Raw genomic sequence first — 13748 nt, 5'->3', positions numbered from 1 at the left:
ATCAGCCCTCCTGAGTCAGTTCACGAAGCGTCGCGACCAGAGTGCGGCGCGTCAGCGGAATCTTGAAGTCGTTCGAGCCATAGCCCTTGGCGTCGGCCAGCAGCGCATCGGCGGCGGCGTGGAAGGCGGCGTCGGTGGGCTCCTGTCCGACCAGCGCGGCCTCCACCGCCTCGTCACGCCAGGGCATCGGGCCAAGACCACCAAAGGCGAGCCGGGCCGAGGCGATCCTGCCATTCTCCACCGCGACGATCCCGGCGACCGACACCAGCGCAAAGGCATAGGAGGCGCGGTCGCGCACCTTGCGATAGGTCTGGCGGCCCGCAGGGGCGGGGGGCAATTCGACATGGGTGATGAGTTCGCCCGGCTCCAGCACGGTCTCGATCTCGGGCGTGCTGCCCGGCAGGCGATAGAAGTCGCCGATCGCGATCCGGCGGCGGTCGCCGTCCGGCTTCTGGGTGATGATGACGGCCTCCAGCGCGCGCATCGCAACCGCCATGTCGCTGGGATGCGTCGCGATGCACTGGTCCGAGGTGCCGAGGATCGCGAGGATGCGGTTCTCGCCGCCGATCGCCGAACAGCCGCTGCCCGGATCGCGCTTGTTGCACGGGGTGGCGGGGTCGTAGAAATAATAGCAGCGCGTCCGCTGGAGCAGATTGCCCCCGGTCGATGCCTTGTTCCGCAATTGACCCGACGCGCCCGCCAGCAGCGCGCGCGACAGGACCGGATAGCGTTCGATCACGCGGGCGTCGGCGGCGAGGTCGCTATTGGGCACCAGCGCGCCGATGGTCAGGCCGCCATCCTCTCGTTCCTCGATCTCGCCCAGGTCCAGGCGGTTGATGTCGATCAGCGTGTCGGGCGTCTCGACTTGCAATTTCATCAGGTCGAGCAAATTGGTGCCGCCCGCGATGAAGCGCGCACCCGGCACCGCGCCGTCGCGGGTGGCGGTGCCGATCGAGTCGGCGCGGGCATAGTCGAACAGCTTCATGCCGCGACCTCCCGGCCGACATCCTCATTGGGGTTGCGGTCGCCTTGCCCGGCGACTTCGCGGATCGCGTCGACGATATTGGGGTAGGCGGCGCAGCGGCACAGATTGCCGCTCATCCGCTCGGAGATTTCCTCGACCGTCAGTTCGGCCGCGCCCAGGTCCTCGGTGACATGGCTGGGCCAGCCCTTCTTCACCTCGTCGAGCATGCCGACCGCCGAGCAGATCTGGCCCGGCGTGCAATAGCCGCACTGGAACCCGTCATGCCGCACGAACGCATCCTGCAAGGGGTGGAGATTGCCCGGCTGGCCCAGACCCTCGATCGTGGTGATCTCGTCATCCTGATGCATCACCGCCAGCGTCAGGCAGCTATTGATCCGCCGCCCGTCGACCAGCATCGTGCAGGCGCCGCATTGGCCATGGTCGCAGCCTTTCTTGGAACCCGTCAGCCTCAGATGTTCGCGACACAGATCGAGCAGCGAGGTGCGAACATCGACGTCGATGTCATGTGATTGACCATTGATTGTGAAATGCATCGCGCCATCCCCTTGGGATTACAGTTGGATGAACAAACGCCATGATTTCCTTGCGTTTCCCGTTGCGAACCACTCTCATTGCCGCCGCGTTGGTCTTGGGGCAGTCTGAGGCCATGTCCGCCGATTGGTCGAAACCGCTCTCGTCTCCCATCGTCATCGCGCATCGCGGCGCAAGCGGGGAGCGGCCCGAACACACGCTGGCCGCCTATGACCTGGCGATCCGCGAGGGGGCGGACGTGATCGAGCCCGATCTGGTGCCGACGAAGGACGGCCACCTCGTCGCCCGGCACGAGAACGAGATTTCGGGCACGACCGATGTCGCCGCCCACCCGGAGTTCGCCGATCGCAAGACGACCAAGACGATCGACGGACAGCGCGAAACCGGCTGGTTCACCGAGGATTTCACGCTGGCCGAACTGAAGAGCTTGCGTGCCCGCGAACGCCTGCCGCAACTGCGCTCGACCGCCTATGACGGCCGGTATCAGATCCCGACGCTGGAAGAGATCATCGCGCTCGTCAAACAGCGGTCGAAGGAGTTGGGGCGGACCATCGCCATCTATCCCGAAACCAAGCATCCGACCTATTTCGCCTCGATCGGCATGGGCACCGATGGCCCGCTGGTCGCCGCGCTCGACAAGGCGGGGTGGAAGACCGCCGATGCGCCCGTCTTCATCCAGTCGTTCGAGGTGAAGAACCTTCAGCATCTCAAGACCATGACCGGCATCCGCCTGATCCAGCTGGTCGCGGGCGAGGGCGGTCCGGCGGATGGCGCCGCGCCCAGCTATGCCGCGATGATGACGCCCGAAGGGCTCCGCCAGGTCGCGACCTATGCCTGGGGGATCGGCCCGGACAAGGCGATGCTGTGGAAGGGCGATGCGGCGACGACGCTGGTGGCCGACGCGCATGCGGCGGGGCTGCGGGTGCATCCCTGGACCTACCGCGCGGAGAACCAGTTCGTCCGCCCCGCTTTCCGCCGGGGCACCGATCCCAAGGCGCATGGCGATGTCGCGGGCGAGATTCGCGCCGCGCTGGGCCAGGGCATCGACGGATTCTTCACCGATTTCCCGCAAATCGGGGTAGAAACGCGCAACGCCGTCGTGCGCGCCCGCTGAAAGACCCCGTGACCATGCGTAACCTCGTCCTGAAAATCGCCGTCCTGACCCTGCCGCTCAGCCTGGGGGGCTGCGTCAAGACGGTCGCCAGCGTGGTGAAGGCCCCGTTCCAGGCGGCGGGGCAGGTGGTCGACTGGACGACGACCAGCCAGGACGAGGCGGACCGCAATTACGGTCGCAAGATGCGCAAGCAGGAAGCGCGCGAAGGCCGCGAGCGTCGCGATTACGAGAAACAGTGCCGCAAGCACCCCGAGCAGTGCCAGCAGGGCCAGCAGGGTTATGAAGGCTATCGCGCCGGTTACTGACCGCTGACGGGCGGCGGCCATGCCGCCAGGATGGTCGCCACCGCCGCCAGCACCTGGGGCCGATGCTGCACCCATAAGTGGCTGGAGCGGACCTCGACCGCCGGGGTCGTGTCGTCGCGGCAGATGATCCCGGCGACCAGCCCGTCGCTCCGGCTCCAGATCGCGGCGGAGGGGCAGGGCAGCGGCCCGGCGATCGCCGCCGAGCGCGCGATGACGGCCGGATCGTCCACCCGCTCGCCGGTCAGCGTCTCGAACGCGCGCCAGACATTGGTCGCGCGGGCCGGTCCCGCATAGGGCGAGGAAATGGTGACGACGTCCGCGACCAGATCGGGGCGCGCCTGCGCCACCATCCGCGCCATGATCCCGCCCAGGCTGATGCCGATCAGCGTCACCGGCCCGCGATCGGCGACCGACTCGATCCGTGCGATCAGATGTCCGGCGTCCGGCCCGACACTGCGCACCCCAAGGTTGCGCCCGAGTCCCCAGCCACGAACGCGGTAGCCCCTGGCGGCCAGATAGCGGCGCAGGACGATGTTCGACCGGTCGCTGTTGAACAGGCCGGGCAGCACCATCACCGCCCGCCCGTCGCCCCGCGGCGCGGCGGCCAGCTCGGCGCGGTGCCGCCACCAGGTCGCGCCCATCCACAGCGCACGCGGAAGCTCGGCCGCCCAGAGCGCCTTGGACGGCGGCGGGATCACAGCCATGCCATCACCGTCCGGGGGAAGGGCGTCCACCACCCCATCCGCACCCCCGCCGCCGCCAGCGCGTCGCCGGTCCAGCTGTTGCAGGTGTGGGCGGCGCTGTACCGCCCCCTCGCTTCGTAAAAGGCATCGTACACGTCATAGCCGGGATAATGAGCGCCATTGCTCCGCCAGCTTCCCTGGATGAACGCGACCATGTGGCGATACGCCTCGGGCGACAGGCGGATCATCCGCACATCGTCGCCATTCGCACGCGGAAGCGGCAGGTGGTCGACATGGATCAGCGTCCGGTCGCTGCCCAGCGCGGCATGGAGGATCGTCCCCGGCCTGACGTCGCGCCAGTGCGGCGTCTCGCGGAAAAAGCCGGCCTCGCCCCAGCCGATGGCGAGATAGGGAAAGCCCGCATAGCGCGGATCGCGCAAGTCCTCGGCCCGCGCCCAGTCGCGCCAGTCCACCCCCGCCGCCTGTTTGGGAAGGATGATGGCGGTATGGACCGCGCTCGACTCGACGAAGATGGTGACCGCATCGGGGCCGGGGGCGGGCAGGGCGATGGTGCGACGCGGAACCGCCCCCAGCGCCAGTCCCAACGCGAAATAGCCCAGCAGGATCAACCCGATGGCGGCCGCTATCCCCCTTGCAACCCGGCCGAGCCGTCGCCACGATATGGTTTCATTTGTCACCATCATCATGATAGGCTCCACGAATGGCACAGGATACCCATGTTCTCGCCGCTCCGCCCGAAGGGGCCGGTGCCGACTGGACCATCCCCCAGGGCTGGGCGCATTATACGGCCGAGGAGCATGCGACCTGGGACACGCTGTTCGCGCGCCAGTCCAGATTGCTGCCGGGCCGCGCGTCGGAGGCGTATCTGCGCGGCCTCGACGTGCTCAAGCTGTCGCGCCCCGGCATTCCCGATTTCGAGGAATTGTCCGAACGCCTGATGACGCTGACCGGGTGGCAGGTGGTGGCGGTGCCGGGGCTGGTGCCCGACGATGTGTTCTTCGACCATATGGCCAATCGCCGCTTCGTCGCGGGCAACTTCATCCGGCGGCCCGACCAGCTCGACTATCTTCAGGAACCCGACGTCTTTCACGACGTGTTCGGCCATGTGCCGATGCTCGCCGACCCGGTCTTCGCCGATTATCTCGCCGCCTATGGGCGCGGGGGGCAGCGCGCGCTGGGAATGGATGCGCTGAAATATCTCGGGCGGCTCTATTGGTACACGGTCGAGTTCGGGCTGGTGCGCGAGGGCGGGGACCTGCGTATCTATGGCGCAGGCATCGTGTCGAGCTATTCGGAAAGCCGCTTCGCGCTGGAGGACCCGAGTCCCAACCGGATCGGCTTCGACCTCGCCCGCGTGATGCGCACCGAATATCGGATCGACGATTTCCAGCAGAATTATTTCGTGATCCCGTCGTTCGAGGAATTGCTTCGCACCACGCTGGAGACGGACTTCGCGCCGCTATACGCGCAGATCAAGGCGTTGCCCGATATACCGGTGGCGGAGATCGTGGACGGTGATGAGGTCCTGACCCACGGGACGCAGGATTATGCGAAGGGAAGGCTGGGATAGGGTGTCGCTTGGGCTTCGACTTCGCTCAGCCTGAACGGCGGTGGGGAGGGGCTGGATACCAAACTCCGTTCAGCCTGAGCGAAGTCGAAGGCCACGGACAAACCGGCCATCGGAACCTTCGCCTCCGCCCCCGGTTCGCTGCATCATGCATGACCATCCCAACAATGCGGTGAACTATCCGCTGCTCGCCCGCCCGCACATCCAGCTGTACGGCACGGTGGACGAGGTGATGTATGCCGGGTTCAAGGACCAGCTCGCCGCCGCGCCGGCGGACGGTCCGCTGGTCGTGTCGATCACCACGCTGGGCGGCGATCCGGAGATGGCGCGGGCGATGGGCGACTCGATCCGGCTGCTGCGCGACTATACGGGGCGCGACACGCTGTTCCTGGGCAAGGTCGCGGTCTATTCGGCGGGGGCGACCTTCATGTCGGCCTTTCCGGTCGAATATCGCTTCCTGACGCGCGGCACCCGCCTAATGCTGCACGAGCGGCAGATGAGCGGCAGCATCGACCTGTCCGGCCCGCTCACCAACCTGCCCGTGGTGCTGAAGGCCAAGCTGCACGAGATCGAGCAGTCGGTGCTGATCCAGGAGGAGGGCTTCCGCGCCATCGTCAACGGATCGAAGGTGACCTTCGAGACGCTTCAGGAAAAGGCCCGCAGCAACTGGTATATCGATGCCGAGGAGGCGCGCGAGCTGGGCCTCGTCCTTGATGTGATCTGAGGCAGCGCCTAAATCGGTCAAGACATTTGCGACATGCGCCCCTGTCATGTATCGGCGGGAGCGATCCTTTGCCGACATGCCTGTCGGCCCATCCAGCGGGTTTGTGACCATGGCCGAATTTGCCCTGCCGAAGAACAGCGTCATCAAGAAGGGCGAAACGCATAAGGCGACCACCGGCGGCCGTCTGAAAAAGTTCAAGGTCTATCGCTACGATCCCGACTCGGGCCAGAATCCGCGTTACGACACGTTCGAGATCGATCTGGACGAATGCGGTCCGATGGTGCTCGACGCGTTGATCAAGATGAAGGCGGAGCAGGACAGCTCGCTGACCTTCCGTCGGTCGTGCCGCGAGGGCATTTGCGGATCGTGCGCGATGAACATCGACGGTCGCAACGGCCTGGCCTGCACCACCGCGATCGAGGATGTGAAGGGCACCGTCCAGATCACCCCGCTGCCGCATATGGACGTGGTCAAGGACCTGGTCCCCGACTTCACGCACTTCTACGCGCAGTATGCCTCGATCAAGCCGTGGCTGCAGACCGTGTCGCCTGCGCCCTCAGGCAAGGAACGGCTCCAGTCGCCCGACGACCGCGCGAAGCTGGACGGTCTGTACGAGTGCATCCTGTGCGCCTGCTGCTCGACCTCGTGCCCCAGCTATTGGTGGAACAGCGACAAGTTCCTCGGCCCGGCGATCCTGCTCCAGGCCTATCGCTGGCTGGCCGACAGCCGCGACGAGATGACCGGCGAGCGCCTGGACGAGCTGGAAGACCCCTTCCGCCTCTATCGCTGCCACACGATCATGAACTGCGCGAATGTCTGCCCCAAGGGTCTGAACCCGGCCAAGGCGATCGCGGAAATCAAGAAGATGGAGGCCGAGCGGATCATCTGATCCGGTTGGTCGACGGAAACGGGAAGGGGGTCGGAAACGGCCCCCTTTTTCTATTCCTCCCCAAGCTCGCTTGGGGAGGGGGACCATCGCGCAGGCGATGGTGGAGGGGCGGTATCCCTGATCGGGCGGTGACACCCCTCCGTCAGCCCTGCGGGCTGCCACCTCCCCTTCCAGGGGAGGAATGGGGTTGACGGGAAAGAGGCCAGGGCAGACACCGCCCCCCAACATGCCCGACATCCTCCATGCCTATCGCCGCCTGATCGAAGCCGGAGAGCTTCGCCCCGATCCCGAACAGGCCGCCGCCGCCGCCCGGCTCCAGCAACTGGCGACCGAATTGGAAACGCCGCGCAAGACCGGCTTCTTCGCGCGCCTGACCGGCAAGGGCACGCCTGCGCCCAAGGGCGTCTATCTCTGGGGTGATGTCGGGCGCGGCAAGTCGATGCTGATGGACCTGTTCTTCGACCATGTCGCGGTCGAGGCCAAGCGCCGGGTTCATTTCGCCGAGTTCATGCTGGAGGTCCATGCCCGCATCGCCACCGAGCGGGCCAAGCAGGCGGGCGAGCCGATCGCCCCCGTCGCCGCCGCGCTGGCCGAGGAAGTCCGGCTGCTGGCGTTCGACGAGATGATGGTGACCAACAGCCCCGACGCGATGATCCTGTCGCGGCTGTTCACCGCGCTGATCGAGGCGGGGGTGACGATTGTCACCACCTCCAACCGGCCGCCCAGGGACCTGTACAAGAACGGGCTCAACCGCGAGCATTTCCTGCCCTTCATCGCGCTGATCGAGGCGCGGCTGGACGTGCTGGCGCTCAACGGGCCGACCGATTACCGGCGCGACCGGCTGGGGCGGCTCGACACCTGGCTGGTGCCCAATGGGCCGAAGGCCACGCTGACGCTGTCGGCGACCTTCTTCCGCCTGACCGACTATCCGGTCGAGGATGCCGCGCATGTGCCCTCGGAGGATCTGAAGGTCGGCGGCCGGGTGCTGCATGTCCCCAAGGCGCTGAAGGGCGTCGCGGTCTTCTCGTTCAAGCGGCTGTGCGGCGCGGCGCGGGGGGCGGCGGACTATCTGGCGGTCGCACGGCGCTTCCACACCGTCATCCTGGTGGGCATTCCCAAGTTGGGGCCGGAGAATCGCAACGAGGCGGCGCGCTTCGTCCAGCTGATCGACGCGCTCTACGAACACAAGGTCAAGCTGCTCGCCGCAGCCGATGCGCAGCCCGCCGAACTCTATGAAACCGGGGATGGTCGATTCGAGTTCGAACGGACGATCAGCCGCCTCGAAGAGATGCGCTCCGAGGACTATCTGGCGCAGGGGCACGGGTCGGGCGAGCCCTTGATTTGACCTTAATGCACTTGCGAACTATTATCGTTTAAAATCTTAAACTCTGTGGAATAACGGTTGCCCCGACGCCCATATAGGCGTAGGCCGCGTGACCAATCACGCACGTCCACTACGGAGTAGGATTGGAATGGCTCGCAAGAAGATCGCGCTGATCGGCGCCGGCAACATCGGCGGCACGTTGGCGCACCTCGCCGCGCTCAAGGGGCTGGGCGATATCGTCCTGTTCGACGTCGTCGAGGGCGTGCCCCAGGGCAAGGCGCTCGACCTGTCGCAGTGCGGCCCGGTCGAAGGCTTCGACGCGAATATCAAGGGTTCCAACGATTACGCCGACATTGCGGGCGCCGATGTCATCATCGTCACCGCCGGTGTCGCGCGCAAGCCCGGCATGAGCCGCGACGACCTGCTCGGCATCAACCTGAAGGTGATGAAGGCGGTCGGCGAGGGCATCCGCGACAACGCCCCCGACGCATTCGTCATCTGCATCACCAACCCGCTCGACGCGATGGTCTGGGCGCTGCGCGAATTTTCGGGTCTGCCCGCGAACAAGGTCGTCGGCATGGCGGGCGTGCTCGACTCGGCGCGCTTCAGCCACTTCCTCGCCGAAGAGTTCGGCGTGTCGGTGAAGGACGTGAACACCTTCGTCCTCGGCGGCCACGGCGACACCATGGTCCCGGTCCTGGAATATTCGACCGTCAGCGGCATCCCGGTCAGCGACCTGATCGAGATGGGCTTCTCGACCAAGGAAAAGGTCGAAGAGATCGTCAAGCGCACCCGTGGCGGTGGCGGCGAGATTGTCGCGCTGCTCAAGACCGGCTCGGCCTATTATGCGCCCGCCACCAGCGGCATCGCGATGGCCGAGGCGTATCTGTACGACCAGAAGCGCATCCTGCCCGCCGCTGCCCACCTGTCGGGTGAATATGGCATCGACAATCTGTACGTCGGCGTGCCCGTCGTGATCGGCGCCGGTGGCGTCGAGAAGGTCGTCGAGGTCAAGCTGTCGGACGAGGCGAAGGCGAACCTTCAGGTCTCGGTCGACGCGGTCAAGGAACTGCTCGTCGCCTGCAAGGGCATCGACGAGAGCCTGGCGTAATTCATTAAAGGAATAACACCGCCCCGGCGAAGGCCGGGGCCCAGTTGGGTTGGCCAGAGTGATCGAAGCGCAAGCCTTCGTCTACATCATGGCCAGCGGTCGGAACGGAACGATCTATCTCGGTTCGACGACTAATTTGCCGCGGCGCGTGTGGGAGCATCGCAACGACGTGGTGGCTGGGTTCACGCGGGATAACCGCTGTCATCGGCTCGTATGGTACGAGGTGCATGATAGCTGGGAAGCAGCGCGGCAACGCGAACTGCGAATGAAGAATTGGAAGCGGCTTTGGAAGCTGCGAGAGATCGAAGGGCTAAATCCCGATTGGGATGACCTGTATGATCGCATCGCACTGCCATAACCGTATCGCAACTGGGCCCCGGCCTGCGCCGGGGCGGTAAGGACGAAAAGCAGATGAGCATCCTCGTCAACAAGAACACCAAGGTCATCACCCAGGGCATGACGGGTGAAACCGGCACGTTCCACACCCAGCAGGCGCTGGCCTATGGCACGCAGATGGTCGGCGGCGTGACGCCGGGCAAGGGCGGCACCGAGCATATCGGCCTGCCGGTCTTCAACACCGTCGCCGAAGCCAAGTCGAAGACGGGCGCCGATGCGTCGGTCATCTACGTTCCGCCGCCCTTCGCGGCCGACTCGATCCTGGAAGCCATCGACGCCGAGATCCCGCTGATCGTCGCGATCACCGAGGGCATTCCGGTCCTCGACATGGTCAAGGTGAAGCGCGCCCTTTCGGGTTCGAAGTCGCGCCTGATCGGTCCGAACTGCCCGGGCGTGCTGACGCCGGGCGAGTGCAAGATCGGCATCATGCCGGGTTCGATCTTCAAGAAGGGCTCGGTCGGCGTCGTGTCGCGTTCGGGAACCCTGACCTATGAGGCGGTGTTTCAGACCTCGAACGCTGGTCTTGGCCAGACGACCGCGGTCGGCATCGGCGGCGATCCTGTCAACGGCACTAACTTCATCGACGTGCTCGAGCTGTTCCTGGCCGATGACGAAACGAAGTCGATCATCATGATCGGCGAGATCGGCGGCTCGGCCGAAGAAGAAGCCGCGCAGTTCCTGCGCGACGAGGCCAAGCGCGGCCGTTCGAAGCCGATGGCCGGCTTCATCGCGGGCCGCACCGCGCCTCCGGGCCGTCGCATGGGCCATGCCGGTGCGATCGTGTCGGGCGGCCAGGGCGGCGCCGAGGACAAGATCGCGGCGATGGAAGCGGCCGGGATCAAGGTCGCGGCCAGCCCGTCGGAGCTCGGCTCGACCCTGTTGTCGGTGCTGAACAAGTAAGGCGTATCGCGTCACCCCGGCACACCCGCCGGGGTCCGTGGCGGCAGGCGGGCCGCTCGCGGCTGCGGACCCCAGGCGGATGTGCCGGGGTGGCGATCATGAAGAAGACGGGCGGTCGAGGAAGCGTCTCATGGGCTACGAAGGCCAGGAATTCAGCGAAATCGCGGCGGGCGTCAGCCCCGCTTTCATCGAAACGCTCTATGCCAAGTATCAGGCCGACTCGTCGTCGGTCGATGCAGGCTGGCGGACCTTTTTCGACGGTCTGGAGCAGGGCGTGGGCGCGCCCAGCTGGCAGAACAAGCGCTGGCCGCTGACCTCGACCGACGATCTGACGGCGGGCCTCGACCCGACCCAGATGGAACCCGCGCCCAAGCCCGCCAAGGGTGGCAAGCCCGCTGCGGCGGCTCCGGCTGCGGCCCCCTCGACCGCCGACATCGTCAAGGCGGCGGGCGACGCGATTCGCGCGCAGATGCTGATCCGCACCTACCGGGTGCGCGGCCATCTTGCTGCCAACCTCGACCCGCTGGGCCTGTCGGGCCTGCGTGAGCTTCCCGAGGACCTGAAGACCGAATATCACGGCTTCACCGACGCCGATCTCGACCGCAAGGTCTATCTGGGCGGCACGATGGGCTTCGAATGGGCGACCGTTCGCGAGCTGGTCGACACGCTGCGCAAGAATTACTGCGGCAATATCGGCCTGGAATATATGCACATCGCGGACGTGGAGGAGCGCCGCTTCCTCCAGGACCGGATGGAAGGCCAGGACAAGGCGATTGACTTCACCGTCGATGGCAAGAAGGCGATCCTGAACAAGGTCATCGAGGCCGAGCAGTGGGAAAAATTCCTCGGCAAGAAATATGTCGGCACCAAGCGCTTCGGCCTGGATGGCGGCGAGTCGATGATCCCCGCGCTCGAATCGGTCATCAAGTACGGTGGCCAGATGGGCGTGCGCGAGATCGTGTTCGGCATGGCGCATCGTGGCCGTCTGAACGTGCTGGCCAATGTGATGGCCAAGCCGCTGCGCGTGATCTTCCACGAATTCGCCGGTGGCTCGGCCAACCCCGATGACATCGGCGGTTCGGGCGACGTGAAGTACCACCTCGGCACCTCGACCGACCGTGAGTTCGATGGGCACAAGGTCCATATGTCGCTGGTCGCCAACCCCTCGCACCTTGAGGCGGTGAACCCGGTCGTGCTGGGCAAGACCCGCGCGATCCAGACCATCGCGGGCGACCTGACCGATCACGCCGCCTCGGTGCCGGTGCTGATCCATGGCGACGCGGCGTTCGCGGGCCAGGGCATCGTCTGGGAGTGCCTCGGCTTCTCCGGCATCCGCGGCTACAACACGGGTGGCTGCGTCCACTTCATCATCAACAACCAGGTGGGCTTCACCACCAGCCCGCAGTTCGCGCGCTCCTCGCCCTATCCGTCGGATGTGGCCAAGGGCGTCCAGGCGCCGGTCTTCCACGTCAATGGCGACGACCCCGAGGCGGTGACCTTCGCCACCAAGATGGCGATCGAGTTCCGCCAGAAGTTCCACCGCGACATCGTGATCGACATGTGGTGCTATCGCCGCTTCGGTCATAACGAAGGCGACGAGCCGGGCTTCACCCAGCCGCTGATGTACAACAAGATCCGCTCGCACCCCGGTGTCAGCGAGATCTACTCGAAGCGCCTCGTCGCCGAGGGTGTCGTGGACCAGGCCTGGGTCGACGAGAATATCAAGCAGTACACCACGCGCTGCGAAGGCGAGTTCGAGGCGGGTCAGAGCTACAAGCCCAACAAGGCTGACTGGTTCGCCGGTCGCTGGTCGGGCCTGTCGGCACCCAAGGAAACCGACCAGGGTCGCCGCAACGTGGAGACCGGCCTCGACAAGAAGCTGTTCGACGCGATCGGCCGCACGCTGACCACGATTCCCGAGGGGCTTCAGGTCCACAAGACTCTGAACCGCGTGCTCGACGCCAAGCGGCAGATGTTCGCGACGGGTGAGAATTTCGACTGGGCGACCGGCGAGGCGCTGGCCTTCGGTTCGCTGCTGTCGGAAGGTTACGGCGTGCGTCTGTCGGGCCAGGATTCGGGTCGCGGCACCTTCTCGCAGCGTCACGCGGTCTGGGTCGACCAGACCGACGAGCATAAGTACGTGCCGCTGAAGACCGTCGAGCATGGCAGCTTCGAGGTGCTGGACAGCCCGCTGTCCGAGTATGGCGTGCTGGGCTTCGAATATGGCTATGCGCTCGCCGATCCGAAGACTTTAGTGCTGTGGGAGGCGCAGTTCGGCGACTTCGTCAACGGCGCGCAGATCATGATCGACCAGTTCATCACGTCGGGCGAGTCCAAGTGGCTGCGTGCCAACGGCCTCGTGATGCTGCTGCCGCATGGCTATGAAGGGCAGGGGCCGGAGCACTCGTCGGCGCGTCCCGAGCGCTTCCTCCAGTCCTGCGCCAACGACAATATCCAGGTTGCGAACTGCACCACCCCGGCCAACTATTTCCACCTGTTGCGCCGCCAGATGCACCGTAACTTCCGCAAGCCGCTGATCGTCTTCACGCCCAAGTCGCTGCTGCGTCACAAGCTGGCGGTGTCGAAGGCCGAGGACTTCCAGGGCGAGAGCCACTTCCGCCGCCTGCTGTCGGACACCAACGGCGCCGCCGACGAGGCGACGACGCGTCTGGTCCTGTGCACCGGCAAGGTCGCCTATGACCTGATCGAGGCACGCGACGCGGCGGGCGACACCACGACCCAGATCGTGCGCGTCGAGCAGCTCTATCCGTTCCCGAGCGACGCGCTCGCCAAGCGGATCGCGCGCATGCCGAACCTGCAGGACGTGGTCTGGGCGCAGGAAGAGCCGAAGAACAACGGTTACTGGTTCTTCGTCGAGCCGCTGATCGAGGAAGCGCTGGCCGAGGCCGGGGCGTCGGTGAAGCGGGCGCGCTATGCGGGTCGTGCGGCGGCGGCATCGCCCGCCACCGGCCTGATGAAGCGCCACACCGCCGAGCAGGGCGCGCTGGTCGCCGATGCGCTGGGCCACAATGTCCGCGAGGAAATCCGCCGGACGCGCGCCGAGGGCAGCAACACCACCGCCAAGCCGACCACGGCGGCGGCGGACTGATCTTAACCGAGTTCCCCGGCTCCTGAGCGGGCCGGGGAGGAATGAAATCTGGCGCGGGCGTTTTGCCCGCCCGCGTAAGAGCCCCGGTC

General features: G+C 65.8%; 14 protein-coding genes. 10 read left to right on the top strand and 4 right to left on the bottom strand.

Features of this window, described 5'->3' with window-relative positions; translation table 11 throughout:
• Window position 1: 1 nt before the first annotated feature.
• Both QE363_RS17500 and QE363_RS17495 read right to left on the bottom strand, forming a co-directional pair.
• Window positions 2–985, bottom strand: a complete 984-nt coding sequence (locus QE363_RS17500) for a xanthine dehydrogenase family protein subunit M (RefSeq protein WP_309697334.1) — start codon at window positions 983–985, stop codon at window positions 2–4.
• Entirely contained in the window at window positions 982–1518 is a 537-nt protein-coding gene (locus QE363_RS17495; RefSeq protein ID WP_309697332.1) for a 2Fe-2S iron-sulfur cluster-binding protein, read from the bottom strand. The genes QE363_RS17500 and QE363_RS17495 overlap by 4 nt, the downstream gene beginning before the upstream one ends.
• Window positions 1519–1631: 113 nt before the next feature.
• Between QE363_RS17495 and QE363_RS17490 the strand changes: the two genes are divergently transcribed.
• Entirely contained in the window at window positions 1632–2630 is a 999-nt protein-coding gene (locus QE363_RS17490) for a glycerophosphodiester phosphodiesterase (RefSeq protein WP_309697330.1), read from the top strand.
• Window positions 2631–2644: 14 nt separating this feature from the next.
• Window positions 2645–2935: a hypothetical protein gene (locus tag QE363_RS17485; RefSeq protein WP_309697328.1), complete on the top strand. Its 291-nt coding sequence runs from the start codon at window positions 2645–2647 to the stop codon at window positions 2933–2935.
• Here the strand turns inward: QE363_RS17485 and QE363_RS17480 are convergent.
• Together QE363_RS17480 and QE363_RS17475 are read right to left on the bottom strand one after the other, a co-directional pair.
• Window positions 2929–3639 carry an alpha/beta hydrolase gene (locus QE363_RS17480; RefSeq protein WP_309697325.1) on the bottom strand — a complete coding sequence of 237 codons (711 nt, stop codon included), beginning with the start codon at window positions 3637–3639 and terminating at the stop codon, window positions 2929–2931. The two genes, QE363_RS17485 and QE363_RS17480, sit on opposite strands and share 7 nt — an antisense overlap.
• Entirely contained in the window at window positions 3630–4325 is a 696-nt protein-coding gene (locus tag QE363_RS17475; protein ID WP_309697323.1) for a TIGR02117 family protein, read from the bottom strand. Before QE363_RS17475 ends, QE363_RS17480 begins: the two co-directional genes overlap by 10 nt.
• A gap of 14 nt (window positions 4326–4339) precedes the next feature.
• On the opposite strand from QE363_RS17475, the gene phhA reads away from it, so the two are divergent.
• From phhA to QE363_RS17435, 8 genes are all read left to right on the top strand, one after another.
• Complete coding sequence (phhA, locus tag QE363_RS17470; RefSeq protein ID WP_309697320.1) at window positions 4340–5209, top strand: phenylalanine 4-monooxygenase; 870 nt, start codon at window positions 4340–4342, stop codon at window positions 5207–5209.
• A 145-nt stretch (window positions 5210–5354) separates the two neighbouring features.
• Entirely contained in the window at window positions 5355–5930 is a 576-nt protein-coding gene (locus QE363_RS17465) for a ClpP family protease (RefSeq protein ID WP_307100720.1), read from the top strand.
• Between the two features lie 109 nt (window positions 5931–6039).
• Complete coding sequence (locus QE363_RS17460) at window positions 6040–6819, top strand: succinate dehydrogenase iron-sulfur subunit (protein WP_261268934.1); 780 nt, start codon at window positions 6040–6042, stop codon at window positions 6817–6819.
• A gap of 226 nt (window positions 6820–7045) precedes the next feature.
• Window positions 7046–8164: a cell division protein ZapE gene (gene zapE, locus QE363_RS17455; protein ID WP_309697317.1), complete on the top strand. Its 1119-nt coding sequence runs from the start codon at window positions 7046–7048 to the stop codon at window positions 8162–8164.
• Window positions 8165–8291: 127 nt separating this feature from the next.
• Window positions 8292–9254, top strand: a complete 963-nt coding sequence (mdh, locus tag QE363_RS17450; RefSeq protein WP_261268936.1) for a malate dehydrogenase — start codon at window positions 8292–8294, stop codon at window positions 9252–9254.
• Between the two features lie 58 nt (window positions 9255–9312).
• Window positions 9313–9612, top strand: a complete 300-nt coding sequence (locus QE363_RS17445) for a GIY-YIG nuclease family protein (protein WP_387429495.1) — start codon at window positions 9313–9315, stop codon at window positions 9610–9612.
• Window positions 9613–9665: 53 nt separating this feature from the next.
• Window positions 9666–10550 (top strand): succinate--CoA ligase subunit alpha, encoded by an 885-nt coding sequence (sucD, locus tag QE363_RS17440; protein ID WP_307100711.1) that lies wholly within the window; start codon window positions 9666–9668, stop codon window positions 10548–10550.
• A gap of 130 nt (window positions 10551–10680) precedes the next feature.
• Window positions 10681–13659, top strand: coding sequence for a 2-oxoglutarate dehydrogenase E1 component (locus tag QE363_RS17435; protein ID WP_309697313.1), 2979 nt, complete (start codon window positions 10681–10683; stop codon window positions 13657–13659).
• Window positions 13660–13748 lie beyond the last annotated feature (89 nt).

Origin of the sequence: Sphingomonas sp. SORGH_AS_0870 (assembly GCF_031453175.1) — a bacterium.
Lineage (GTDB): Bacteria > Pseudomonadota > Alphaproteobacteria > Sphingomonadales > Sphingomonadaceae > Sphingomonas.
Note: the sequence above shows the minus strand (reverse complement) of the source record. Positions and strands in the feature narration are given on the sequence as shown.

Excerpts from the sequence above, each read along its gene's own strand:
- QE363_RS17485 (WP_309697328.1), top strand. The coding sequence starts at position 2,645 with ATGCGTAACCTCGTCCTGAAAATCGCCGTCCTGACCCTGCCGCTCAGC.
- QE363_RS17460 (WP_261268934.1), top strand. The coding sequence starts at position 6,040 with ATGGCCGAATTTGCCCTGCCGAAGAACAGCGTCATCAAGAAGGGCGAA.
- QE363_RS17475 (WP_309697323.1), bottom strand. The coding sequence starts at position 4,325 with ATGATGATGGTGACAAATGAAACCATATCGTGGCGACGGCTCGGCCGG.
- QE363_RS17480 (WP_309697325.1), bottom strand. The coding sequence starts at position 3,639 with ATGGCTGTGATCCCGCCGCCGTCCAAGGCGCTCTGGGCGGCCGAGCTT.
- QE363_RS17465 (WP_307100720.1), top strand. The coding sequence starts at position 5,355 with ATGCATGACCATCCCAACAATGCGGTGAACTATCCGCTGCTCGCCCGC.
- zapE (WP_309697317.1), top strand. The coding sequence starts at position 7,046 with ATGCCCGACATCCTCCATGCCTATCGCCGCCTGATCGAAGCCGGAGAG.
- QE363_RS17500 (WP_309697334.1), bottom strand. The coding sequence starts at position 985 with ATGAAGCTGTTCGACTATGCCCGCGCCGACTCGATCGGCACCGCCACC.
- QE363_RS17495 (WP_309697332.1), bottom strand. The coding sequence starts at position 1,518 with ATGCATTTCACAATCAATGGTCAATCACATGACATCGACGTCGATGTT.
- phhA (WP_309697320.1), top strand. The coding sequence starts at position 4,340 with ATGGCACAGGATACCCATGTTCTCGCCGCTCCGCCCGAAGGGGCCGGT.
- QE363_RS17435 (WP_309697313.1), top strand. The coding sequence starts at position 10,681 with ATGGGCTACGAAGGCCAGGAATTCAGCGAAATCGCGGCGGGCGTCAGC.
- sucD (WP_307100711.1), top strand. The coding sequence starts at position 9,666 with ATGAGCATCCTCGTCAACAAGAACACCAAGGTCATCACCCAGGGCATG.
- QE363_RS17490 (WP_309697330.1), top strand. The coding sequence starts at position 1,632 with ATGTCCGCCGATTGGTCGAAACCGCTCTCGTCTCCCATCGTCATCGCG.
- mdh (WP_261268936.1), top strand. The coding sequence starts at position 8,292 with ATGGCTCGCAAGAAGATCGCGCTGATCGGCGCCGGCAACATCGGCGGC.